This window comes from Martelella sp. FOR1707 (assembly GCF_053484265.1).
Genome location: NZ_JBAKFP010000006.1, coordinates 221,138 through 245,554 on the forward strand (window position 1 = coordinate 221,138; position 24,417 = coordinate 245,554).

The following is a 24,417-nucleotide window of genomic DNA, read 5'->3' on the forward strand; positions in this document are numbered from 1 at the left end:
CCTCCCGGCGGACCGAAACGACGTGGTTCGTTGTCGCAAGCCGGCCTTCAAGGGTTCGCCAATCAGGGGTTCGCCAATCAACGGAAGCACGGGCCCGCTCTCACCATGCCGTATCGAGGCGCTCTGCAGGCATGCCGCATCGATTCGGCATATCCTAAAGCTTGTGCTTGGCCGCCTTGGTGAACTTCTTGATCACCCGATCGCGCTTCAAACGCGACAGATAATCGATGAACAGCGCGCCGTCGAGATGGTCGATCTCATGCTGCAGGCAGGTGGCGAGCAGGCCGTCGGCCTCGATTTCCTGTTCCTTGCCGGCGAGGTCGGTATAACGCACCCGCACGTTCGCCGGACGTTCCACCTCGGCATAAAACTCCGGTATCGACAGGCAGCCCTCCTCATAGACCGAGCGCTCGTCGGAAGTGTGCAGCACGGTGGGGTTGATCACCACCATGGGCTGTTTTTCGCCCTCGTCCTTGTTGGCGACATCCAGAACCAGCATGCGCCGGGGCACGCCAACCTGGATCGCGGCAAGGCCTATGCCCGGAGCCTCATACATGGTCTCCAGCATATCGTCGGCAAATTTCTTCAGGTCGTCGTCTATGCGCTCGACCGGCTTCGAGACCGTGCGCAGCAGAGGGTCCGGCAAAATAATCAATGGCATCGTGGTCATGCCCACCCCATAGCGCATGTTCGCGCCGGGGGAAATATTTTCATACGGTCTACCCCAAACCTCCCGTCCTCTTTGTCACCCGTCAACCATTTTGTTCACGTTTTGATCTTTATTTCAAGAAAAATCTGCGCTAGGCTCGCGATAAGAGAGGTGACGTTATGGATGCAGCGATGGCCCGACTGGCGGCAATGGACACGGCGACGCTCGCCATGGCCGGCGCGTTGTGCATTCTGATTGCCGCCCTCGTCATTCTCCTGGCCCGGCGCGGCGGTGCGCGGCAGGACAAGGGCCTCGAACGCGAGCTGCAGCAACTGGTGCAGGCGCAAAGTGAGATGCAGGGCCGCATGGCGACGATGGCGGAGCTGTTCGGCAGCCGCCAGTCGGAGCTGAATGCCGCGCTCGGCTCTCGGCTCGACGGGCTTTCGCAGCGGATCGGCACCACGCTGCACCAGCAGCACCAGACCACCCACGAGAACCTTCGCCGCCTGCAGGAGCGGCTCGCCGTCATCGATGCGGCGCAGAACAATATCCAGTCGCTGGCCAAGGATGTGGTGGGCCTGCAAGCGATTCTGTCGAACAAGCAGACCCGCGGCGCTTTCGGCCAGGGGCGGATGGAGGCGATTATCGCTGATGCCCTGCCCGCCGGCAGCTTCCGGTTCCAGGCGACGCTGTCGAACGGGACCCGGCCCGATTGCGTGGTGGACATGCCGAACGGCGCGCCGCCCCTGATCATCGACGCCAAGTTTCCGCTGGAATCATGGAACGCCATGCGCGCGGCGGACAGCGACGAGGCGGCGCGCGCCGCCAGCCAGCGCTTCCGCCGCGATCTCGACACCCATCTCCGCGATATCGCCGGCAAGTATGTGTTGCCCGGCGAAACCCAGGACACGGCCTTCCTCTTCGTTCCCTCCGAATCGATTTTCGCCGATATACACGAGCACTACGAAGCGGTCGTCCAGCGCGCCCACGCCATGCGCGTGGTGATCGTCTCTCCGACGCTGCTGCTGTTGTCGATCCAGGTCGTGCAGGCGGTGATGAAGGACCAGCGCATGCGCGAACAGGCGCATCTGATACAGGGCGAGGTGGCCCATCTGCTGGCGGACCTCACCCGCCTCAACGAGCGCGTGGCAAAACTGGAAAGCCATTTCAACCAGGCCCGTCAGGATGTCGAGACGATCCGGATATCCACGGGCAAGATCGCCCGGCGCGGCGAACGGATCGCGACGCTGGAATTCGAGACCGGCCGAAAGGAGGCCGAGCCGTCTTCCACGCCTGATGAGGAACAGCAGGGGCTCGGCCGCATGAAACTGCGCGTCGTCGACGAGGACTGATTGCCATCGCGGCTTGCGCGCAATAAAAGCGCAAGAGAGAGCACCGGCGGCCGGTTTCGCGATCGGCCGACTGGATGCGATGTTTGAGTGTGCCGGACTGGCGAGGCGCGACGGACGGCCTCGCCCTCCGGCGGAGGCTTCGCACCGACCAAGCGAAGCTGACGGGAGTAATGCCATGATCACGGTCTTCGGTTCCATCAATATGGACCTCATCGCCACCACACCGCGCCTGCCGAAGCCGGGCGAAACCGTGGCCGGCACCTCCTTTGCCACCGCCCAGGGCGGAAAGGGCGCAAACCAGGCGCTTGCCGCGCGCCGTGCCGGCTCCAAAGTCGCCATGGCGGGTGCCGTCGGCAATGACGAGTTCGCCTCCGCCGCCACCGCCCTCCTTTCGGACGCCGGCGTCGACCTTTCGGCGGTGAAGACAACCGATGGCCCCACCGGCACGGCGATGATCCTTGTCGGCGGCGACGGAGAAAATGTCATCGTCATCAACGCCGCCGCCAACGGCAAGGTCACCGAAGCGGACGCCGAGGCGGTCGTGGCAGAAATGTCGCCGGAGGACACGCTTGTGCTGCAGCTCGAAATCCCGGCGAGTGCCATCCGTGCCGCGCTTAAGAGCGCCCGCGAAAAGGGCATCCGCACGATCCTCAACACCGCGCCGCTGACGCCGGAAGCGGCTGAACTCGGCGCGCTCGCCGATATCGTGATTGCCAATGAGACCGAGTTCGAGCGGCTCGTCGGGGCCGAGGAACTCGGCAGCGAGGGGCGGATCGCGATGCTGAAAACCCGCCATGACGAAACCGGCCAGACCATCGTGATCACGCTCGGGGCAGAGGGCGTCATCGCCATGCATGAGGGCAACTTCCACCGCATCGACGCGCTGAAGATCGACCCGGTCGATACCGTCGGCGCCGGCGATACCTTCTGCGGCTATTTCGCAAGCGGGCTCGATCAGGGGCTGCCATTCGCGGAAGCCGCGCACCGCGCCGCTGTCGCAGGCGCGCTCGCCTGCCTCAAGCCCGGCGCCCAGCCGTCGATCCCGGAAAAAGCCGCGGTCGACGCACGGGCCTGAAATCATCGGTCCCTGCCATTACGCCATCCATTTCCCGGAGAGCAACGGGCGGTTCAGACCAACCGCCCGATGATCCAGCCGCGCGAGGCTTTTGACCTTGCCGGACGGCGGAAACGCAAATCCGCATTCGTCTTTCAGGTAGACGCCAGGCGCCAGCGCCCTATTTCAAAGGAGGTTGCGCCTGTCGGGCGCTGCCGCTCGGCATGGTCGTAAGAACCCGAATATTGGGGCGCTGGACCCAATTGTTAAATTTTTTACTTTTCTTTTGGTCCATTTTGCGAGATGACGCGTTAATGCCCTATCCAGACGCGCCAAGGTGCCGGCTTGTCCGGCAGTCTGGAAAAAGCGGGTGCGCCCCGTGCCCCGGCACATCATCCCCCGATGTGCCGGGGTTTTTCGTGTCGGGGGCACGCATGGCGCGCAAAGCGGCAGGGCTGTGTCGCCCTGCCTTTCTTCCGGAAATTCAGGCCTTGTTCTTGTTGTAGACGTCGAAGACGACGGCGGCGAGCAGCACCAGGCCCTTGATCACCTGCTGGTAATCGATGCCGATGCCCATGATCGACATGCCGTTGTTCATGATGCCCATGATGAATGCGCCGACCACAGCGCCGACGATCTTGCCGACCCCGCCGGACATCGACGCGCCGCCGATGAACACCGCCGCGATCACATCAAGCTCGAAACCGTTGCCGGCCTTGGGCGTGGCGATGTTGAGGCGGGCGGCGAACACGAGACCGGCAAGTGCTGCCAGCATGCCCATGTTCACGAACACGATGAAGTTCAGCCGCTTGGTATTGATGCCTGAAAGGGCCGCCGCCTTCTCGTTGCCGCCGATGGCATAGACCCTGCGCCCGAAGGTCGTGCTTTCGGTGATGAAGGTGTAGATCACCGTCAGGATCGCCATCGATATCAGCACGTTCGGCAGGCCGCGGAACGAGGCGAGCTTCCAGGCCACGAACACCAGCACGCCGGCAACGATGATGTTGCGGCCCAGGAAGAAGGACAGCGGCTCATCCTCGATACCGTAGGCAACGTTGCGCACCCGCGACCGCCAGGCGAGATAGACGATCGCGGCAGCAGCGATGATGCCGGCCACAAGTGCCGTCATATTAGGCCGGCCGACGCCGAAGAGATCGGGCACGAAGCCGGTCGACAGCAGCTGGAATGAGCCCGGGAACGGGCCAACCGATTGGCCGTTGAGGATCCAGAGCGACAGCCCGCGGAAGATCAGCATACCGGCGAGCGTGACGATGAAGGACGGAATGCGCCAATAGGCGACCCAGTATCCCTGCCACGCCCCGATCAGCATGCCGGCGAAGATGCAGGCAAAGAAGGCGACCACGACCGGCACCTGCCAGTGGACGATCATCACCGCGGCCAGCGCGCCGATGAAGCCCACGATCGAGCCGACCGAGAGATCGATATGCCCGGCCACGATGATCATAAGCATGCCGAGCGCCATGATGATCACATAGGAGTTCTGCAGGAACAGGTTGGTGATGTTGACCGGTCGCATCAGCACGCCGTCGGTGACGATCTGGAAAAACGCGATGATGACGATCAAAGCGAGCAGGATGCCGTAATCGCGCATCCGGAGAGTCAGATAGGATCGGATCGAGGGCTTGTGCTCGTCCGCGGCGGTTTCCTCGGGTATATTCATCGCTTTCTCATTTCCTGACAATGAAGGACATGATGCGTTCCTGGCTCGCCTCTGCGGCGCTCAGTTCGCCCACCAATGCCCCCTCGTTCATGATGTAAATGCGGTCGCACATGCCCAGCAGCTCCGGCATTTCCGATGAGATCATCACGACGCCGCGGCCTTCGGCCGCAAGCTCGTTCATCAGCGTGTAGATCTCGTATTTGGCGCCGACATCGATGCCGCGCGTCGGCTCGTCCAGGATCAGCACGTCGGGCTGGGTGAACAGCCATTTCGACAGCACCACCTTCTGCTGGTTGCCGCCGGAAAGGTTGACGACGCGCTGGGCCACTGTCGGCGTGCGAATGTTCATGGCCTTGCGATAATGCTCGGAGGTTTTGGTTTCCTCGGCGGTGTTCAGCACGCCATATTTGGAAACCCCGCCAAGATGGGCGAGCGTCACATTGCGGGTGATGGGCTCGTCCAGGATCAGCCCCAGCCCCTTGCGGTCCTCCGTCACATAGGCAAGGCCGGCATGGATGGCCTTCGGAACGGTGGAGACGTCCACTTTCTCGCCGCCGAGCCAGACCTCGCCGGAGATATTGCGGCCGTAGCTGTGGCCGAAAATGCTCATGGCAAGCTCGGTGCGCCCTGCCCCCATCACGCCGGCAATGCCGACGATCTCGCCGGCACGCACGTTGAAGGCGACATTCTTGATCACCTTGCGGTCGGCCTGCTCGGGATGCCAGACGGTCCAGTCCTTCACCGCCATCAACTCCTCGCCGAACTTGCGTTCGCGGTCGGGATAGCGGTTTTCCATGGTCCGGCCGACCATGGCCTGGATGATCCTGGCCTCGCTGACTTCCTCCGTGGAGCAGTCGATATCGGCGACCGACGAACCATCGCGCAGCACCGTGATGTTGTCGGCGATCTGTTCGACCTCGTTCAGCTTGTGCGAGATCAGGATCGAGGTGATGCCCTGCTTTTTCAGGTCCAGAAGCAGTTTGAGAAGCTTAGCGCTATCGGATTCCGAAAGCGCAGCCGTCGGTTCGTCGAGAATGAGAAGGCGGACATCCTTGGACAGCGCCTTGGCGATCTCGACAAGCTGCTGCTTGCCGACGCCGATCTTTTCCACCAGCGTCGCCGGCGGGTCCTTCAGCCCCACCTTGCGGAGCAGTTTTTCGGTGCGGTCGAAGGTTTCCGGCCAGTCGATCACGCCGGCCCGCGAAACCTCGTTGCCAAGGAAGATATTCTCCGCGATCGACAATTGCGGCACCAGCGCCAGCTCCTGATGGATAATGATGACGCCCTTCTTTTCGCTGTCGGCAATGCCGGAAAAGGTCGCCAGTTCGCCGGCATAATAGATTTCGCCCTCATAGGAGCCGTGGGGATAGACCCCGGAGAGAACCTTCATCAGGGTTGATTTGCCTGCGCCGTTCTCCCCAACCAGCGCGTGGATCTCGCCTTCTTCGACCTTCAGGTCGACGTCGCTCAACGCCTTCACCCCGGGAAAGGTCTTGGTGATCTTTCGCATTTCGAGCAATGTTGTCATGACACCTGTCACCGTTTGGCACCGGATCGCGCGTCAAGCGCCACCCATTCCTTCGACGCGTTACCGACAAGCCCTTGGGGCTCGCGCGCGTCAGCCCGCCGCCGGAAATGCCGGCGACGGGCCCGTTGACCTCACCTCAGACGATCAATTCTCGATCTGCTGCATGGTGTAGTAGCCGCTGTCGTCGACCAGGATCTGCTTCCAGTTGTCCTGGGTCACGATCACGGGCTCCAGCAGGTAGGACGGCACGTCCTTCTCGCCGTTATTGTAGGTGCTGGTGTCGTTGACTTCCGGCTCCTTGCCCTCGCCGATCGCTTCCACCATGCCGACAGTAACGCCGGCAAGCTTGCGGGTATCCTTGAAGATCGAGGAATACTGGTCGCCGTCGATGATCGCCTTGACGTTGGGCAGGTTGGAATCCTGGCCGGTGATGATCGGCATCTTCATGTCGCCGGAGCCATAGCCGATGCCCTTCAGCGACGAGATCGACCCCATGGCGAGGTCGTCATTGGAAGCGTAGACGCCGTGCAGCGGCTTGTCGGTGTAATAGGCCGAAAGCAGGTTATCCATGCGCGCCTGGGCGGCGGCGTTCGACCAGTTCAGCGTGCCGATCTTGTCCATGCCCATCTGACCCGACGGGATCACGATATCGCCGGAATCGATCAGCGGCTGGAGCACGGACATCGCGCCGTTATAGAAGAAATAGGCGTTGTTATCATCCGGCGACCCGCCGAAAAGCTCGACATTCCAGGGTTTTGTGTCGGGGAAGCGCTCTTTCAGGCCCTCAACCAGGCTGTTGCCCTGCAGGACGCCGACCTTGTAGTTGTCGAAGGTCGCGTAATAATCGACATCGGGCGTGTTGAGGATCAGCCTGTCATAGGCGATCACCGGAATATCGGCGGCGGCCGCATTGGCGAGCGGGCCGGTGAGCGAGCCGCCGTCGATCGCCGCGATCACCAGAACGGTGACGCCCTTGGTGATCATGTTTTCGATCTGCGACAACTGCTGGGGAATTTCGTTTTCGGCATATTGCAGGTCGGTCTTGTAGCCGGCGGCCTCGAACTGCTCGACCATGGACGCGCCGTCCTTGTTCCAGCGGTCAAGGCCCTTGGTCGGCATGGCGATGCCGACATAGCCCTTGTCGGCGGCAAGCGCCGGCGCGGCGACAGAAATTGCCGCGACGGAGGCGGCTGCGAAAATGGAGATAATCTTTCTCATGTCTCTCTCCCGTTGAGGGCCGATATGGCCCATCTCATGAATGCGCCTCCGCCCTTGCGGAGGAATTTCGCCCCAGGCCGGCAGTAGCCGGCGACATTTGAGGCACGTAAGTCAAAACGGAACGAAGAAAAAGCCTTCGCACCGGAAAGGGCAGGCGCCGCAACGCCCGCCCTTGTGGTGATTACTTGAGCTGGTCAAGGGTGTAGTAGCCGCTCTGGTCGACCAGGATTTCCTCCCAGTTGGAGGCGTCGATCGAGACCGGCGACAGCAGATAGGACGGGACCACCTTGACGCCATTGTCATACGTCTCGGTGTCATTGATTTCCGGCTCGCCGCCCTGAAGAAGGGCATCCACCATGCCGACGGTCACGCGGGCAAGCTCACGGGTGTCCTTGAACACCGTCGAATACTGCTCATCGGCGATGATCGACTTGACCGAGGGAATTTCGGCATCCTGGCCGGTCACGATCGGCATCTGCTGGTCGCCGGTGCCATAGCCCACGCCCTTCAGCGAGGACAGGATGCCGATCGACAACCCGTCATAGGGCGACAACACGCCATGGACCTGCTTGTCGGTGTAGTTGGCGGACAGAAGGTTATCCATGCGGGCCTGGGCTTCCGCGCCGTCCCAGCGCAGCGTGCCGACCTGGTTCATGCCCATCTGGCCCGACGGGATCACGATATCGCCGGAGTCGATCAGCGGCTGCAGCACCGACATCGCGCCGTCATAGAAGAAATAGGCGTTGTTGTCGTCCGGCGAACCGCCGAACAGCTCGACATTCCAGGGCTTGGTGTCGGGGAAGCGCTGTTTTAGGCCATCGACAAGGCTTTCGGCCTGAAGCACGCCGACCTGGAAATTGTCGAAGGTGGCGTAATAGTCGACATCCGGGCTCTCGCGGATCAGCCGGTCATAGGCGACCACCGGAATGCCCGAGGCGGCGGCATTTGCCAGCGCGTTGGAAAGCGTGGTGCCGTCGATCGAGGCGATCACCAGCGCGTCAACGCCCTTGGTGATCATGTTTTCGATCTGTGACAGCTGGTTGGGAATATTGTCCTCTGCATATTGCAGGTCGGTGTCGTAGCCCGCCGCCTGGAACTGCTCGACCATGGACTGCCCATCCGAAATCCAGCGCGCCGAGGATTTGGTCGGCATCGCGATCCCGATCGTGCCCTTGTCCTGCGCAAAGCTCGGCACGGCAAACGACGCAACCGTCACTGCCGCAACGGCAAATGCGGAAACTAACAATTTCATATCTCTCTCCCAATTCGCGAATATCTGTTCGCTCCGCGCCTCGGCCGGTGTGCCGGCGCTCAGGTCCTCCCCTTCGCAACCCGTGCGGTTGCAAAACGCAGATCGCGAGGGAAGGGTGTTATCAGAACGATGCCAGTGTCAAATTGAGATCAACGAAGCTGATATACCAATTCTGCTATATTTGCAGTCGGCACATTATCTAAGCCGTTGAATTTCCAGCCCACCCGGCTGCGCGAAAACGAGACCGAAGCGGCGGCGCCTTATCCTTTGGTCTAACAGGCGCGTCCCCCGGGCCTCCCTCTCCCGCACCGCCTCGATCGGCATCGTTTTTGGCATCGCGCGATTTTTGCGATTGATGCCGCCCGCAAGCTGGGTTAAACAATCCGCGCAGGCGGCCACCGCCTGCCCGAAGCGCCCGTAGCTCAGCTGGATAGAGTGTTGGATTCCGATTCCAAAGGTCACAGGTTCGAATCCTGTCGGGCGCGCCATTTTCTCTTCGTTTCAAATAGCCCGTCCCCGCCTTAATTTAGGTCCGGAATTCCGCCCCCGACGCGCCGGGCATCGCCTGTCCAGAGCGACGGGGCGATGCCGATCGATTGCGCGGTATTCTAAACGCCCATGGCAGACTTGGTTGCGAATGCCACGATAATCAGCGCAACGAGTATAAGGCCCAGAATGACTGGCATGGGAAGCCCTGTCCTGGGAGAGCTTGTGGCGTTTCCTGCCCCGCGAAGCGCGATCGATGAGATCGTCAGCGCAGCCCCCAGCCCCGTGCCGATCCACTCCAGTGTCGACAGAAGCGTTGACATGGGATTGGGCGTCACGGGGAAAATCCGGCCCAGATCGAGCACATAGACGGCAGTGAAGGCGAGACCGGCGAGTCCGGCCCAGCCAAAGCCTCTGCCGGTTTTGGAGACGATATAGGCAAGCACGAAGCTTCCCAGGCCAAGCACTGTCAGGAAAATATTGAACGCGCCAAGCACGATGGCGGGATAGGCGCTGAAATCGCGCGTTTCAACAAAGCCTCCGGGCACCATAAGCGCCAGATTCAAGGCGGAGGCAACCAAAAGCGCGGTGATGACGAAGCGGGAGGATGACATTCGATTTGTCCTTTTACGATGGCGCTACAGCGGGCGACGGCGCCGTCACGGCAGGCGTTGCGCATCCGGCAACGTGCGGGTCTGAACTCCATGATTCCTGGGAATTCACGAGAGCCGTCTTTAGTCTGGACACGATTAGACCAGTGGTCTAGTCGTGTCCAGACTATTTTCATGCGTCGGAAATGCGCGGCCAAAAGCGTCAGGTGAAAGAGACCGGGTTCCGCGGAAATGCCTCAGAAATCTTCGTATCTGAAGATCACGGTTTTCAGGCCGGGCGTGATCTCGGCATAGGCGCAAGCATCCTTGTCCAATTCCGCGACCCATTGGTGGCCGACATAGGATTCCATCTCGATCGACTGGCCGGGGGCGAGGCGGGCGTAGGGTTGCCGCTTGCCGTCGAAATCGATCCAGTAGAGATCGAAGGGGAAATCGAGCGAGCGGTCGGCGGTGAACCGGATCTTGCGCGTCGCGCCGGTCGCGTCCGTACGGATGCCGCCGAGACAGGCTTCGACCGAAGGCACGTAGGTCGTGGCATCGGCGGCAGCGAGCGGCATCGCGCCGGCTGAGGGCGGCGCGCCCCGACGTTCGAGGCATTCCCGGATCTTCAGAACCGCCGCGGTCGAGCCGGAAAGGTTGAAGCGGAGCGGCTTCTCATCGTTGACCGCGACCTTCAGCGACGACGCCTGCATCAGAAAGCCGATCTCGTCGCGGGTCAGGTGCGACACCGCGTGTCCACCCTCGAAGCCGAACTGCGAGTCGATAGCGCGATCATCGAAGGAGATCAGCGCGCCATCATAACGGTCCGCATCGCTGCGCCCGGTCGGCACGACGAGTTGCCATTTGTCCTGATAGTTTTCGACGACCAGCGGCCCGGCTGGCTCCGCCTTCACCGCGCCGCAGCCCAGAAAGCCCGACATGGAATGATCGATGGCATAAACCCGCCAGCCCTTCACCTCGTCATAAGGCACGATCGCGTGTTCCTCGCGGTAATCCAGCCAGTTCGACCATGCCGCGCCGGCCTGGAAAACAATCGTCAGAATGAAAAGAATGCGAAAAATAACGGCTCTCATGTCGCTGTCCCCTGCTCCACCGCATTTCCATCTCAACAGTATTGCCATGGGGCTTGCATTTCGGCAATCTCACAATAGGATGATATCAACCTATTTCAATCACGGGAGGAAGAACATTGCACAAGAACACGATCTGCATCTGGTACGACAAGGACGCCGAGGCAGCCGCGCGCTTTTATGCGGAGGTGTTTCCCGACAGCGCGGTGACGCGGGTCAATCGCGCGCCGGGCGATTTTCCTTCGGGCAAGAAGGGCGACGTGCTCACGGTCGAATTCACCGTCTGCGGCATTCCCTGCCTCGGCCTCAATGGTGGACCGGCCTTCAGCCACACCGAGGCCTTCTCGTTTCAGATATCGACGGAGGATCAGGCGGAGACCGATCGCTATTGGAACGCGATCGTGGGCAATGGCGGCGAAGAAAGCGCCTGCGGCTGGTGCAAGGACAAATGGGGCCTGTCCTGGCAGATCACGCCTCGCACGCTGATGGAGGCGCTGGCTGCAGGCGGCGATGAGGCCAAACGGGCTTTTGAGGCCATGATGCAGATGCGCAAGATCGACGTCGCGGCGATTGATGCGGCCAGGAAAGGCTGATCGGGTTTGCGCCGGGCGGAGACCAAAGCACCCTGAATGTCAGCCCTGTTCGCGCAGCCGCAGCTCGGTTTTCAGAACCTTGCCATAGGCATTCTTCGGCAGCGCGTCCACGAAGCGATAGGCCTTGGGGCGCTTGAAGCGGGCGATCGAGGCGAGGCAATGCGCGTCAAGCTCCGCCGCGCTCAATGCCGCGCCGGGCGCGGTCACCACGAAGGCCACGACGTCCTCGCCCCATTCCGCCGAGGGACGGCCGATCACCGCGACCTCGTCCACCGCGGGGTGGGTCAGCAACGCCTCCTCCACCTCGCGCGGATAGATGTTGGTGCCGCCGGAGATGATCACGTCCTTCGAGCGATCGTGCATGGTGATGTAGCCATCGGCCGACATCGCGCCGCGATCCCCGGTTCTGAGCCAGCCACCGACAAGGGCTTCCGCGCTTGCCTCCGGCGCGTTCCAGTAGCCGGGCATGACGAGCGCGCCCTGCACCACGATCTCGCCGATCTCGCCCGGCGCGGCGGGTGTGCCGTCGTCGCGCAGGATATTCACCGTAACCGCTGATTGCGCCCGTCCGACCGACGCGATCCGCATCGGCCAGTCGGGATGGTCCCGGACGGCGATCTCGGCGCGCGAAAGCGCCGTGATACCCATCGGGCATTCGCCCTGGCCATAAATCTGAACGAATTTGGGGCCGAAGTGATCGAGCGCCGCTTCGATATCGGCGCGGTACATCGGCCCGCCGCCATAAACGACAGTACGCAGCCCTTTGCCCCTGCTGCCAGAGTCTTTGGCGGCTTGCGTGAGCCGGTGCACCATGGTCGGCGCCAGAAACGCGCTGACGGAGCCATGGGCGGCGGCGATTGCCAGAAACTCATCTTCATCATAGCCGCCGGAGGGCGGGCAGATATGGCCCGCGCCGCGCAGCACATGAACCAAGGCGTAGAGCCCCGCGCCATGGCTCATCGGCGCTGCATAGAGCGCTGCGTCCCTGCGGGTCACATCATCGACATCGGCGAGATAGCTGAGCGACATGTCGGCGAGCATGGCGTGGGTTATGATCACGCCCTTCGGCCGGCCGGTGGTGCCGGACGTATAGAACAGCCATGCCAGTTCGCCGGGCCCACGTTCTTGGGTCGGCAGAACCAGCATCTGCGACGCGCGGGCAAATATCTCGCCCGGCGCAGTCAGCATTGACGGGGCTTCGATGCCCTCCGCCAGGCTTTCGGAGACCAGCGCCAGCCGCGCGCCGGAATTTTCGATGATCCAGTTCGCCTCCTTCGGGTGGAGCTTGGCGTTGACCGGCACTGCGGCCGCCCCCGCCTTCCAGATGCCAAAGAGGGCGACCAGATAGTCGGGACAGTTCTTCATGAACAGCACCACCCGATCACCCGGCGCAACGCCCGCCTCCTCGGCAAGAAAGCGCGCGAAACCGCCAGCGCGCGCGTCAAACGCGGCATAATCCGCCACAATTTCGTTGCCCACGAGCAAGGCGGGCGCTTCCGGCCAGCGCTTCGCCGCGCGATCAAGCCAGTGCGCGATATTCATGCCGCCTCCAGCACCGAGGCGTAATTGGCGACGCCGGAACCGCCCATGTTGAAGACCAGCGCGCGCTCGGCGCCGGCACGCTGCATCTCGCCCGCCTCGCCCAGAACCTGCCTTGCGGCCATGACATGCATCGAAACCCCGGTGGCCCCGACAGGATGGCCCTTGGCCTTCAGCCCGCCGGAGAGATTGACGGGGAGGATGCCGTCCCGCGCGACCCAGCCTTCCTCGATCGCCCGATGGCCCTCGCCGGGTGCGGCCAGCCCCATCGCCTCATAGACCATCAGTTCGGCGATGGTGAAGCAGTCATGCACTTCCGCGACATCAATATCGCCAATGCCGAGTCCGGCCATCTCCAGCGCCTGACGGATCGCGCGGGCAGCACCCGTCAGTTCCGTCGCCGAGCGGCGCGACATCGGCAGGAAATCGCTGACCTGGGAGCGCGACCGGATGGCGACCGCCCTTGCGGCACCCCGCGCCGCCTCGTCGCGGGTGATCACGAGTGCGGCCGCGCCATCGGAAATCAGCGAGCAATCGGTGACCTTCAGCGGATCGGCGATCATCGGATTGCGGTTGGAAACCTCCCGGCAGAAGTCGAAATCGAGCGGCTTGTGCATCTGCGCCAACGGGTTCGCCATGGCATTGGCGTGGTTCTTGACCGCGATGCGGGCAAGCGCATCGGTCCTGTCGCCATAGGCGGCGGCATAGGCCCGCGCGAAACGGGCGAAGATTTCGGGGAAAGAAACGCCGGCCCCCTCCCTCTGGTCGGACGCGCCGGCAAGCCCGGCCGTCACCTCAGGCGTGGTCAGATGGGTCATCTTCTCCACGCCGATCACCAGCGCCGCATCCACCCTGCCCGCCTCGACGGCATCGAGCGCGCCCCAGAGCGCCGCCGACCCGGAGGCGCAGGCGTTTTCAAGCCGGGTCGCGGGCGTGAAACGCAGGTCAGGATCGATATCGAGCGCCAGCGAAGAGGCGAAAGCGTCGCCGACCATGCCGGAATTGAAGTGCCCTAGCCAGATGCCGCCGATCTCGGCGGCGGGAACGCCGGAATGATCCAGCGCCTCCCGCCCGGCGGCGACCACCAGTTCCGGCAACGTTTCGGCAAGCCTTCCGAAGGGCGTATGGCCCCAACCGATGATGCGCGCCATGTCAGTCGACCTTGACCAGCCGGTTGCGCAGGATGCCGATTCCCTCGACCTCCAGCTCGACGACATCGCCCGGCGACAGGAAGCGCATATGCTCCAGCCCGCAGCCGTTTCCGACGGTGCCCGAGCCGAGGAACTCGCCGGGGCGCAGTGTTTCGGAGGCCGAGACGTGCTCGATCACCTGCTCGAAGCTCCAGAACATCGTGCCGGTATTTCCGCGGCCCCATTCCTCGCCATTGACGCGGCAGATCATGGTCTTGTCATTGGGATTGCCGAATTCGTCGGCCGTCACCAGGCACGGGCCCATCGGGTTGGCGGTGTCGAAATCCTTGCCCTTGGCGGGGCCAAGCTGGCCGCCCATTTCGGCGGTCTGGGCATCGCGGGCGGTGAAATCGTTGAAGATCGTGTAGCCGAAGATATAGGGACGGGCATCGGCCGCCTTCACGTCCTTGGCGGTCTTGCCGATATAAATCCCGAACTCCAGCTCGAAATCCATGAATTTGGAATAGCGCGGCCAGATCACATCGGTTTCGTGGCCGACGACGGAGAAACGGTTGGCCTTGTAATAGATCGGCTGTTCGTAAAAGGTTTCCGGGACCGAGAGGATGCCCTTGCGGGCCATTTCCGCCTCCGCCTCTTCCGGATTGTCGAACTGCCTGGCGCGCAGCTTGCGGGCCTGCTGGAAGGCCTGTTTCAGATGGGTTTCGAAGCACAGGCAGTCGCGCATCTGGATCGGCGGCTCGATCGGCGCCATCAGCCGAACGGCGCTCCGGTTAACGATATGGCCGTTCGATGCCGATGCTTCGGCGTCTCGGGCGCGCTCAAGCGCCGCGTCACCGCCCTCGATCAGCCCCTGGACCGAGGCAATGGCTCCATCGGTGGCAGCGGCAAGATCGAGGATGCGTTCGCCATCGCCGAGAAGCACGCCGGGACGGCCAACGCCGTCACCGCGATCATAAGTTACCAGTTTCATTGAATTTCCTCCCAAGAAACAACTTCTAACTGTTTGCGGTCTGGCTCCGGTCGCGGTGCTTCAGGCCGGCAGTCAGCATCGCCACGATATGGGTGGCCGCTGACGTGGTATCTGCTGAATCAGCCGCCCCTCCCGAAAGCCGCGCAATGCGGCCATTGTCCATCATCACGATCATCATCGCGCCGAGCATGGTCTGGTAGGCCCAGTTCACCTCCGCCCGGGTCCAGTCCGGAAAGCATTCCGCGAGCGCGTCGAGCATCATTTCCGCCACCGGATCGAAGGTTTCGCGGAAGATACCGCGCCCCTCCGAACTCGGATCGGACAGTTCGCGCGCCAGAATGCGTCCGAAGGCGCCGTCATTGGCGTCGTCGCGCAGGCCGAACATCGGCACGATCAGCGCCTTGACCACAAGCTCCACACGCCTGTCCCAGTCCGGCTCCGAGCGGGCGAGCTGAAGCCCGACCACGCGCTGACCGCGGATCGCCGGCGAGCGGGTCTCGAAGATGGCGCGGTAAAGCCCTTCCTTGGAGCCGAAATGATAGTTGATCAGCGCCACCGGCACGTCCGCTCGGGCGGCGATCTTGCGCACCGTGGTCGCGTCATATCCGTATTTGCCGAACACGGCCTCGCCGGCCGAAAGAATCTTCTCCTTCGACGTCGCGCCTTGTTTTTCTTGCGTTTTTGGCTCTTCCACTATGCTTTCCCGACTTGAATTGAACAAACAATAAAAAAGCTTGAACAGTTGTTCAAGTGCCATTATCCTTTTTTTTGGAGGCACCGGCAACGGTGGCAATCAGGGAGGATTTCATGAACCGAATTATCACCACACTTGCGCTTACAAGCGGCGTCGCGCTTGCCGCGCTCTCGCCGGCGATGGCGCAGGAGACGCTGCGTCTCACTATCGCATCCGGCCATCCGGAGGTGTTTCTCTGGGTCAAGCACATGCACGAGACCTTCATTCCCACGGTCAATGCCGCGCTTGCCGAAAAGGGTGATGTGCAAATTGAATGGACCGAGGCCTATGGCGGCACGCTGATGAAGCTCGGCTCCGAGGCGGAAGCGCTCGAAACCGGCATCGCCGATGTCGCGATGGCCTCCGGCGTGTTTGATCCCGCGGGCATGGGCATCCTCAATATCACCTACGCCATGCCCTTCGGCCCGATCGATCCGGAGATGGTCACATCGGCGGTCGAGGACGCGCTTTACGGCACCGAGGGCCTGATCGATCAGCTCACGGATGAAACCGGCGTTGTCTATATTGGCGGCGGCGTGGCGATCGACGGCTACAACATCGCCGCCAAGCGCCCGATCAAGACCCGCGCGGACATGGACGGCATGCGCATCGGCGGCGCCGGGCCGAACCTCGCCTGGCTGAATTCCACCGGCGCGGTCGGCGTGCAGGGCAGCTACGTCACCTTTTACAACGACATCTCGACCGGCGTTTACGACGGCAATATCGGCTGGATGACCGCCAATGTGCCGGCCCGCATCTACGAGGTCGCGCCCTACTGGAACCGCACCGATTTCGGCGCGATGTATATCGGCGGCCTCGGCGTTGCCGAACGGCTCTGGGACGAGTTCTCCGACGACACCAAGGACGCCTTCCGCAAGGGTGCTGAAGCCTATTCGAAAGCCTTCTTCGAGGAGCAGGCGGCGAAATACGCGGCGAACGAAAAGACCATGATCGAGGGCGGCGGCGAGGAGATCGAGATGGAGCCGGCCGAACGCCAGGCCTGGATCGACGGGATGGACAACCCGCTGACCGCATGGCGCGATGCGGCACTCGCCCGCGGCGAGCCGGTGGACGAGATGCTCGAAATCTACCGCGATACGCTTGCCGAAGACGGCTTCACCTTCCCGCGCGACTACCTCGCCGAATAATCCCGCGCGGCCCGGCCTTCATTGCCGGGCCGTCCGAAGACCAATCTGGAGAGTATCATGGCAAATGCACGCGGCCGGTCGGGCCTGCTGCTTGGCCCCGTTGTCGCCGGGCTCAATGCCCTTGGCTCGGCATGGATCCTCGGCCTTATGCTGCTGATCTGCGCCGACATCATCATGCGCGGCGTCTTCAACGCGCCGATCGCCGGCGTTGCCGAAATGGTGGCCTTTTCCATCGTCGGCATCGTGTTCCTGCAGCTCGCCCACACGCTGCGTAGCGGCTCGCTGACCCGGTCCGATCTGCTGCTGATCGTCGCCGAGCGCCACAGCCCGCGGCTGAAAGGGTTTCTGCTGGCGCTCTACAATCTCGCAGGCGCTGCCATTCTGGCGATCGCGCTCTGGCACTTCCTGCCGTCATTCCTCAGCGCCTGGGACAGACCGGAGCGGCATTTCATGGGCAATCCCGGTTTCTTCCAGATCCCGACATGGCCGCTTTACGGGCTGATGAGCATCGGCATGGCGGCGACCATCCTGCAATTCCTGGCGAACTCGCTCGCGGCGCTCAAGGGAGAAGACGTATGAGCGGCGTGGAAATCGCGCTCGGCTCGGTCGCACTCATGCTGGTTCTGATCTATGCCGGGCTGCATGTCGCGATCGCCCTGATCCTCGTCAGCTTCGTCGGCGTCTGGGTGCTGAAGGACAATTTCGATCTCGCCGCCAACATGCTGGTCGTCGCCTTCAAGGATTCGATCACCGACCAGTTGTTCGGCGTGGTGCCGCTGTTCGTGCTGATGGGGCTGGTGGTCTCGATCTCCGGCATGGGGCGCGACACGTTCGATGTCGCGCAGCAGGCGTTCCGGCGCATTCGCGGCGGGCTCGGGGTCGCGACCGTCGCGGCAAACGCCGTGTTCGCGGCGATTACCGGCATATCGATCGCATCCGCCGCCGTCTTCACCAAGGTCGCGGTGCCGGAGATGCGCGCCAGGGGCTACACGCCGGAATTTTCGGTCGGCGTGGTGGCCGGCTCCTCGGTGCTCGGAATGCTGATCCCGCCATCGCTGCTGTTCATTCTCTACGGTATTCTGACGGAGCAGTCCGTCGGCTCCCTGTTCATCGCCGGCGTGCTGCCCGGCCTGCTCCTGGCGGTGACCTACAGCATCGGCATCGTCGCCATGGCGCATCTGAGGCCCGGCTTCGTCGGCGGTCAGACGGCGCAGGAATTCGACGCCCCGCATATGGGCTGGGGCGAGATCGCCGCAAAGCTTTTGCCGATCGCGGCCCTTGTGGCGCTGGTCCTCGGCGGCATCTATGGCGGCCTGTTCACGCCGACGGAAGCCGGTGGCGCAGGCGCTGCGGGCGCACTGGTGATCGCTCTCGTCAAGCGCCGCCTGTCCTGGCGCGATTTCTGGCAGGTGCTGGTCCAGACCGGCCACACCACCGCCTCGATCTGTTTCCTGATCATCGGCGCGAGCCTTTATTCGCGCATGCTCGCCTTCACCGGCATGCCCGGTTGGCTGGGCCGCACGGTGCTGGAAGCCGGCTTTTCGACCGAGGGCGTGGTGGTGGCCACGGTCGTCGTGATGGTGCTGCTCGGCACCATTCTCGACAGTTCCTCGATCATGCTTCTGGTGCTGCCGATTGCGGTTCCGATCCTGAACGGCCTCGGCGTTGACCTGATCTGGCTCGGCGTGATCGCGATCCTCGCCGTCGAGATCGGGCTCCTGACGCCGCCCTTCGGCATCGCCGTCTACGTCATCAAATCAACGCTCGGTCCGGAAAGCGACATCACGCTCGGGCAGATCTTCCGCGGCGCGGCCCCGTTCGCGCTGATGATGCTGTTCGTGCTCGCGCTCGTATTCGCCTTCCCCGCCATCGCCACTGCATTACTATAGGAGAAGACCTATGACCAAATGGAAATACACCAAGGGACTGCACGATCTCGGCAATGGCTGCTGGGGCTATCTGGTGCCGGACGGTTCATGGGGCTGGTCCAATGCAGGCCTTATCGCCGATGGCGAGGCCACCCTGCTCGTCGACACGCTGTTCGACCTGAAATGCACCGGCGACATGCTGGCCGAGATGCGCAACGCCGTGCCGGCGTCGGAAAAGATAGGCGTCCTGGTCAATACCCATGCCGACGGCGACCACACCTTCGGCAACCAGTTGGTCAAGGGCGCGCGCATCATCGGCACCGAGGGCACGGTCGCCGATTTCAACCGCTTCGACCCCAAGGTTCTGCTCGCGGTGCAAAACGATCCGGCGCAATTCGGCCGCGCCGGTGAATTCATGGCGGAATGCTTCCGCCCGTTCGATTTCTCCGGCATCGAGCTGACACCGCCGACCGAGACCTTCAAGGACCGCATGACCATCAAGGTCGGCAACAAGACGGTGGAACTGATCGAGGTCGGCCCCTCCCATTCGCTCGGCGACGCGCTGATCTACGTGCCGGAGGACAAGGTGCTCTACACCGGCGACATCCTGTTTTCCGCCGGCACGCCGATCGCCTGGTACGGGCCTATCGCCCGCTGGATCAATGTCTGCAACATGGTGCTGGACATGGATGTCGAGATCATCGTCGCCGGCCACGGCCCGCTGTCCACCAAGGAAGACGTGCGCAAGATGCGCGACTACCTGCTCGACATCACCGAGAAGGCCCGGCCGTTCTACGAACAGGGCGTGGACTATCTCGATGCGGCCTACAAGATCGATCTCGGCGAATATCGCGACTGGAACGACGCAGAGCGCGTTGTCGTGACGCTGCGAACGCTCTATGACGATTTCGACAATGCGCCGGTCCGGCCCACCCGCGTGCCCATTCCCTTCTTCGAGCAGATGAAGGATATGCGCGAAAGCCTTGGCAAACCGCCGGTACATCACGAATATTGCAGCCATGATCATCACGATCACTGAGCTTTTCGGGAGACATTCATGAAGCTGTTCCACGCGCCAGGCGCCTGTTCCGTCGGTATCAAGCTGCTGCTCGATATCATCGGCGAGCCTTACGAAATTCACGAGCTCGACGTGAAAAGGGGCGATCAGCGCCAGCCCGACTATCTCGCGATCAACCCGAAGGGCAAGGTTCCGGCGCTCCTGCGCGACGACGGCAGGCTGCTGACGGAGTTTCCCGCGATCGCCTTCTGGCTCGCCCGCAAATATCCCGAGGCCGAACTGCTGCCGGCAGATGCCGATGGCGAGGCAAGGGCGCTCGAACTGCTCGATTTCATCGTCTCGTCGATCCACATGCGCGGCACGGCGCTGGTGCAGCGGCCAACGGCTTTCGCCAGCTCCGCCGAGGCGCAGGTAGAGGTAAAGGCGATGGGCCGGCAGGCCGTTGAGAGGGGGCTTTCGCAGCTTGACAGGGAACTGGGCGACCAGAATTTCCTGATGGGCGAACGCTTCACCCTCCCGGACGCCGCCGCCTATTACGTGCTGAGCTGGCAGCCCCGCTACCAGGTGCCGCTTGGCGAACGGCTCGAGGCTTATTACGCCCGACTTTCCAGCCTCTCTCCGGCCTGATCAAGGCAAAGGAAGGCATTCCTCTTATCGCTAGAGCTTGTCGGACGACCGTCTCAGAATGACACCGACAGGGCGGCGAAAGCGGCGTTTTCCGAGACGCCGCTGCCGATCCGACCGTTATATCCAAGCGTCAGCGATGCGCGTTCGGTAAACGCGAAATCGAGGCCGAACGCCAGAACGGCGGCATCCTCGGCAATCGGCGCGCCGAGCACGGTGAAACCCGCGCCGCTCTGGGCAAAAGCGAGCGAAGCGCTCGGATCGATATCCCCGAAGGCATGCTGCCAGCCAATCATCGCATTGGCGCTGAGCGCCCCCTCGCCCATCGGGAAGGTCTGGGCAAAGCGGAAGCCGACCATCGAGAGCGTGTTGGCCTGGCTCTCGTCCCCGCCCTCAAGCGCCGTCAGGCTACCGCCTTCCGAGAACGAACCGGTCGACGTCGCGACATAGGCAAGGCCGCCGAAAGCCTCGATAGAAAACGGGGCGGTCGCCAGATCAACCGCCGCCTCGCCGAAGACCTGGCCGGTGGTCGCGCTATAATCCGCGCTTTCGCTGGCGTAATAGCCGGGAAAGCTGATCGCCCGATCGATGCTGACATCGTGCCAGGACCAGCTTGCGCCCAGACTGGCGCTGAAGGCGCCGAATTCGCCGCCGCCATAGGCCGCAATCGTGATGCTGTCGGCGGTGCCCGAGGCGGACTGGCTCGTCGCCTTGAAGCTGTCGGAACCGTAGCCCGCGGCAAGCCCCACCCGTCCCCAGTCATTGGCCGGGATATCCAGCCCCGCCAGCATGCCGCCGACGCTGCTCTTGAGTTCGGCCGTATTGGCCGTGGCGTCCGTGGTGGTCCAGTTGCCGTAGCCCGAAATCCAGGCGCTGGCGTCGAGGCCTGGCACCGGCGCGGCATTCACCGCGCCTGCCGCGGAGCGGGCCACGCCTTCGCCCGATGCGACAAGACGGGTCTGCAGCGTGGAACGCACCATGTTGGCGTCGTTTTGCAGCGTGGTCATTGCCGAGGCGTAAATTTCGCCGGAGAGTTGCCCGGCAGCCGCCTGATACTGGCTGGCGGTCAGTTGGGTGAGAGGCAGATCGAGCGCGCTTGCCGGCACGAAGCTGTCCAGCGCCGCGCCGACCGCCACCTCGTTTGGCGTCAGCCCCGCCTCGGCATAGGTGATGCCGCTGCCTTCCACGATAAGCGCCGCGTCATTCGGACCATAGGCAAGGCCGGTGGTCAGGAACGGGTAATCGCTGTCGGCAAACAGCCCGCCCTCCAGCGTGTCATGCATGCCGACAATCCCGCCGTCAGCATGAAGGAAGACATAGCCGGCGCCGAGCTGGGGCGTGAACCCCTCCTCTCCGATCGCCTCCACCGTGCCGCCGTTGAGATAGGCCGTTCCGCCGACCAGGAGCAGGTCGATCGCGCCATCGGCGCCGATCTCGACCTCGCGGGTCGCGCCCGGCCCGAAATCATAGTCGCCGAGAACCGTCATCGTGCCGATCGAGTTGCCCGTGGCGAGCGTGCCGTTTTCGCCGATGGAGAGGCGGCCGATGCTGCCGGTGCCCGACAGCCGACCGCTCGCCGTCACCGTTCCGCTCACCGTGCCATTATGGACGAAACTGCCGGTGGTCGAGACATCGCCGGTGATTGCGCCTGTCGCGGTTACGGTCGTTGTGCCGCTGTTGACGACATTGCCCGCAAGCGCACCCGAAAGCGCAAACGCGCCGGACGCCAGCACCGTCACCGGGCTCATCGAAGACCGTGTGATCGTAAACGTGCCGGATTGGACCGTGGTCTCACCGCTATAGGTGTTGGCGCCGTTCAGCACCACGCTGCCGGCGCCGTTCAGAACCAGATCGCCCGGCCCCGAAAAGGCGTTGTTGAAGGTCGCGGTCACGCCGGATGCCGCCGCGATCGATGGGGTCGCGTTGGCCGTCGGATTGTTGGCGTTGGTTGCGCGCAGATAGACCGGGATGTCGGTCGTGATGTCGGCGCTGAAATTGATCTGCCCGATCGCGGAGATGACCGGGGTGAACACAATGCCCGAATTGGCATCGAGATTGTTCGGCTTCAGCCCCAGATACCCGTTGGTGGGGTCGAACATGTAGGCGAACTGACGATAGAAATTCAGGCCGGTGTTGAGAAAGGCATTACCATCATGGGGGCTGACCCATTTGAGCGGGTTGGGCGTCGCCTGATTGCAGCCGGACGGCGGCGGCGACCCCGCGCAGGCGGAATCATAGAGATAGGCCAGCGTGATATTGTCGCCGGCATCGAGAAGCTGGACATAGACCGAGGTCTGATCCTTGACGACATCGCCGGTGACCGTCTTGGTGTAGAATGCGGTTGGATCATTGGTGGCGGCATTGACGAAGGAATCCGTAACGCCGGTATCGGCAAGGAAGATCCCGGTCTGCGGCCCGGCGACCGCGCCGCCATTGGTGAGTTGGACCCCCATGGCGGCCATGGTCCAGGCCGGCTGGCCCGCAGCATCGTTGACCGATGCGAGCTGTCCATAGGCGAAGCCGCTGGTGTTTTGCGGCGTCAAACCCACCGTCACCGTCACCTGCGCGCCGGGTCCGCCCACGCCGCCCGAAGCAGCGGTGTTCCAGTTGATGATGTAGCCAGGCTGAAACGCCACCCCGGCATTGTCGATATGCAGCAGCGGGTTGAGATCCTGCGAGGTCTGGGCCGCATTGTTGAGCAGGCCAGCCAGATAGGTGTATTGCGACTGGTCGTTGACCAGCGACGACACCGGCATCGCGGCGCTGTCTTCGCCGAGCGTGTTGCGGCCGAAGCCGACGCCCATCATAGTGATCGGCGTATTCCTGGCCGTTTCGCAAGCGGCCGAATTCGCGCCGCTGCCCAGGCACTGCTTGTCATCCACCGCCAGGATGGGAACGGTGGCGGTGACCTTAGCGCCCACGGCATCCAGAAATTCGACCTCGGCCTCGACGATATAGCCCACCGCCAGAAGCCCTGTCGAATTGTAGTAGACCCAACCGCGCTGGTCGGTGACCACCAGGTTCTCGTTGTCAGCGAGAAGCTTGTAATCGACTGCGATGCCGGTGGAACCGGTATCCATCAGAAACTCGATCGGCTGGCTGGCGTGCGCGTCAGACGTGCCCGGCTTGGTGGTGAGCCCGAGCGCGAATTTCAGCACCGAATCCGAGCTGCCGGAAGCCGCCTCGATCGTATAGCTCGACTTCCCCGCCACGTAGTCCGGCCAATACTCCGCAAACGCGGCGGAAGGTATGGCGGAAAGCCCGCCAAGCACGAGACCCATGCGCGAAATTCGACCGCTGAGCCCGAAACAGAAACGTCCGCCCGGCATCATCACACCCGCCCTCAGGAAAAGCCAAAATTTGCCAGTCAGACCTATTCGAGGTTCAAAGGCGCGCAATAGGTGTCGTGAATGTTGCAGCCCTCAGCGCCCCCCTCGGCGCATTTGGCCATGGCTTCATCCTGCGAGGCCTGCCGGCTGGAGCCAGCGCCGATGCCCATCGCTTCCTTGCTCGTCGCGCGCGCAAGCGACACGCACATATCCGCGCCAGAAAAGGCGATCGTGCAATCGCCGGCGCCGCCCTTGCCGCATTCCGACATCGCCTTGTCGCTGGCCGCGGACTCGGAGTCCGCCTCCGCGAAGCCGACATCCTGGGTGGAACTGCTATAGGCGACGGCGACATTGGATTCCGCGAACGCCGCGGCCGGCAGCGCGAAGATCGCCGCTGCTAACATTATTTCCAGAAGCTTCTTCATAAAGATCCCTCCACCCGAAAATCGCCCGATTATCCGGAACGATGAAGACCTATGCTAAAATAAATATTTATCTACATCAAATATAAACCGCACCATTTCCTGCCGATTCTGAAAACCG

The 24,417-nt window shown here is 62.7% G+C and carries 21 protein-coding genes and 1 tRNA gene; 9 read left to right on the forward strand and 13 right to left on the reverse strand.

Going from position 1 to position 24,417, the window contains the following annotated elements; genetic code table 11:
* Nucleotides 1-154 precede the first annotated feature (154 nt).
* On the reverse strand, nucleotides 155-670 hold the full coding sequence (def, locus tag V6765_RS18030; RefSeq protein WP_448431299.1) for a peptide deformylase: 516 nt from the start codon (nucleotides 668-670) through the stop codon (nucleotides 155-157).
* A 170-nt stretch (nucleotides 671-840) separates the two neighbouring features.
* On the opposite strand from def, the gene V6765_RS18035 reads away from it, so the two are divergent.
* Together V6765_RS18035 and V6765_RS18040 are read left to right on the forward strand one after the other, a co-directional pair.
* A complete protein-coding gene (locus V6765_RS18035) occupies nucleotides 841-2,001 on the forward strand; it encodes a DNA recombination protein RmuC (protein WP_448431301.1) in 1,161 nt (386 codons plus the stop codon).
* A 175-nt stretch (nucleotides 2,002-2,176) separates the two neighbouring features.
* Complete coding sequence (locus V6765_RS18040) at nucleotides 2,177-3,076, forward strand: ribokinase (RefSeq protein WP_448431303.1); 900 nt, start codon at nucleotides 2,177-2,179, stop codon at nucleotides 3,074-3,076.
* Between the two features lie 463 nt (nucleotides 3,077-3,539).
* Here the strand turns inward: V6765_RS18040 and mmsB are convergent, their stop codons facing one another.
* The 4 genes from mmsB to chvE (V6765_RS18060) all read right to left on the reverse strand — a co-directional run bounded on the left by mmsB (nucleotide 3,540) and on the right by chvE (V6765_RS18060) (nucleotide 8,734).
* Entirely contained in the window at nucleotides 3,540-4,736 is a 1,197-nt protein-coding gene (gene mmsB, locus V6765_RS18045; protein ID WP_448431305.1) for a multiple monosaccharide ABC transporter permease, read from the reverse strand.
* 7 nt (nucleotides 4,737-4,743) lie between these two features.
* Nucleotides 4,744-6,264 (reverse strand): multiple monosaccharide ABC transporter ATP-binding protein, encoded by a 1,521-nt coding sequence (gene mmsA / locus V6765_RS18050; protein WP_448431307.1) that lies wholly within the window; start codon nucleotides 6,262-6,264, stop codon nucleotides 4,744-4,746.
* 144 nt (nucleotides 6,265-6,408) lie between these two features.
* On the reverse strand, nucleotides 6,409-7,482 hold the full coding sequence (gene chvE, locus V6765_RS18055) for a multiple monosaccharide ABC transporter substrate-binding protein (protein ID WP_448431309.1): 1,074 nt from the start codon (nucleotides 7,480-7,482) through the stop codon (nucleotides 6,409-6,411).
* Nucleotides 7,483-7,663: 181 nt separating this feature from the next.
* Complete coding sequence (chvE, locus tag V6765_RS18060; RefSeq protein WP_448431311.1) at nucleotides 7,664-8,734, reverse strand: multiple monosaccharide ABC transporter substrate-binding protein; 1,071 nt, start codon at nucleotides 8,732-8,734, stop codon at nucleotides 7,664-7,666.
* A gap of 411 nt (nucleotides 8,735-9,145) precedes the next feature.
* Here chvE (V6765_RS18060) and V6765_RS18065 point away from each other — a divergent pair.
* Nucleotides 9,146-9,222 (forward strand) — tRNA-Arg (locus tag V6765_RS18065).
* A 120-nt stretch (nucleotides 9,223-9,342) separates the two neighbouring features.
* Here V6765_RS18065 and V6765_RS18070 read toward each other — a convergent pair.
* The gene (locus tag V6765_RS18070; protein ID WP_448431313.1) at nucleotides 9,343-9,834 is read right to left on the reverse strand and encodes a hypothetical protein; all 492 of its coding nucleotides are present in this window, start codon (nucleotides 9,832-9,834) and stop codon (nucleotides 9,343-9,345) included.
* Nucleotides 9,835-10,067: 233 nt separating this feature from the next.
* Complete coding sequence (locus V6765_RS18075) at nucleotides 10,068-10,904, reverse strand: VHL beta domain-containing protein (protein WP_448431315.1); 837 nt, start codon at nucleotides 10,902-10,904, stop codon at nucleotides 10,068-10,070.
* Between the two features lie 116 nt (nucleotides 10,905-11,020).
* On the opposite strand from V6765_RS18075, the gene V6765_RS18080 reads away from it, so the two are divergent.
* Nucleotides 11,021-11,494 (forward strand): VOC family protein, encoded by a 474-nt coding sequence (locus V6765_RS18080; RefSeq protein WP_448431317.1) that lies wholly within the window; start codon nucleotides 11,021-11,023, stop codon nucleotides 11,492-11,494.
* Nucleotides 11,495-11,533: 39 nt separating this feature from the next.
* On the opposite strand, the gene V6765_RS18085 is transcribed toward V6765_RS18080, so the two are convergent.
* The 4 genes from V6765_RS18085 to V6765_RS18100 are packed head-to-tail and all read right to left on the reverse strand — an operon-like array spanning nucleotide 11,534 to nucleotide 15,848.
* Nucleotides 11,534-13,036, reverse strand: a complete 1,503-nt coding sequence (locus V6765_RS18085; RefSeq protein WP_448431319.1) for an AMP-binding protein — start codon at nucleotides 13,034-13,036, stop codon at nucleotides 11,534-11,536.
* Nucleotides 13,033-14,184 carry a thiolase domain-containing protein gene (locus V6765_RS18090; RefSeq protein ID WP_448431321.1) on the reverse strand — a complete coding sequence of 384 codons (1,152 nt, stop codon included), beginning with the start codon at nucleotides 14,182-14,184 and terminating at the stop codon, nucleotides 13,033-13,035. Before V6765_RS18090 ends, V6765_RS18085 begins: the two co-directional genes overlap by 4 nt.
* Nucleotide 14,185: 1 nt before the next feature.
* Nucleotides 14,186-15,154, reverse strand: a complete 969-nt coding sequence (locus tag V6765_RS18095; protein ID WP_448431323.1) for a fumarylacetoacetate hydrolase family protein — start codon at nucleotides 15,152-15,154, stop codon at nucleotides 14,186-14,188.
* Between the two features lie 25 nt (nucleotides 15,155-15,179).
* Entirely contained in the window at nucleotides 15,180-15,848 is a 669-nt protein-coding gene (locus tag V6765_RS18100) for a TetR family transcriptional regulator (protein WP_448431325.1), read from the reverse strand.
* 113 nt (nucleotides 15,849-15,961) lie between these two features.
* Here V6765_RS18100 and dctP point away from each other — a divergent pair, with 113 nt between their 5' ends.
* The 5 genes from dctP to V6765_RS18125 are packed head-to-tail and all read left to right on the forward strand — an operon-like array spanning nucleotide 15,962 to nucleotide 20,548.
* Nucleotides 15,962-17,035: a TRAP transporter substrate-binding protein DctP gene (gene dctP, locus V6765_RS18105; protein WP_448431327.1), complete on the forward strand. Its 1,074-nt coding sequence runs from the start codon at nucleotides 15,962-15,964 to the stop codon at nucleotides 17,033-17,035.
* Nucleotides 17,036-17,092: 57 nt separating this feature from the next.
* Entirely contained in the window at nucleotides 17,093-17,614 is a 522-nt protein-coding gene (locus tag V6765_RS18110) for a TRAP transporter small permease subunit (protein WP_448431329.1), read from the forward strand.
* Nucleotides 17,611-18,924 (forward strand): TRAP transporter large permease, encoded by a 1,314-nt coding sequence (locus tag V6765_RS18115; RefSeq protein ID WP_448431331.1) that lies wholly within the window; start codon nucleotides 17,611-17,613, stop codon nucleotides 18,922-18,924. The genes V6765_RS18110 and V6765_RS18115 overlap by 4 nt, the downstream gene beginning before the upstream one ends.
* 10 nt (nucleotides 18,925-18,934) lie before the next feature.
* Complete coding sequence (locus V6765_RS18120) at nucleotides 18,935-19,942, forward strand: MBL fold metallo-hydrolase (protein ID WP_448431333.1); 1,008 nt, start codon at nucleotides 18,935-18,937, stop codon at nucleotides 19,940-19,942.
* Between the two features lie 18 nt (nucleotides 19,943-19,960).
* Nucleotides 19,961-20,548 (forward strand): glutathione S-transferase family protein, encoded by a 588-nt coding sequence (locus tag V6765_RS18125; RefSeq protein ID WP_448431335.1) that lies wholly within the window; start codon nucleotides 19,961-19,963, stop codon nucleotides 20,546-20,548.
* 53 nt (nucleotides 20,549-20,601) lie between these two features.
* On the opposite strand, the gene V6765_RS18130 is transcribed toward V6765_RS18125, so the two are convergent.
* Together V6765_RS18130 and V6765_RS18135 are read right to left on the reverse strand one after the other, a co-directional pair.
* A complete protein-coding gene (locus V6765_RS18130; RefSeq protein WP_448431337.1) occupies nucleotides 20,602-23,826 on the reverse strand; it encodes an autotransporter outer membrane beta-barrel domain-containing protein in 3,225 nt (1,074 codons plus the stop codon).
* Between the two features lie 92 nt (nucleotides 23,827-23,918).
* Nucleotides 23,919-24,299, reverse strand: a complete 381-nt coding sequence (locus tag V6765_RS18135) for a DUF4189 domain-containing protein (RefSeq protein ID WP_448431339.1) — start codon at nucleotides 24,297-24,299, stop codon at nucleotides 23,919-23,921.
* Between the last annotated feature and the right edge of the window lie 118 nt (nucleotides 24,300-24,417).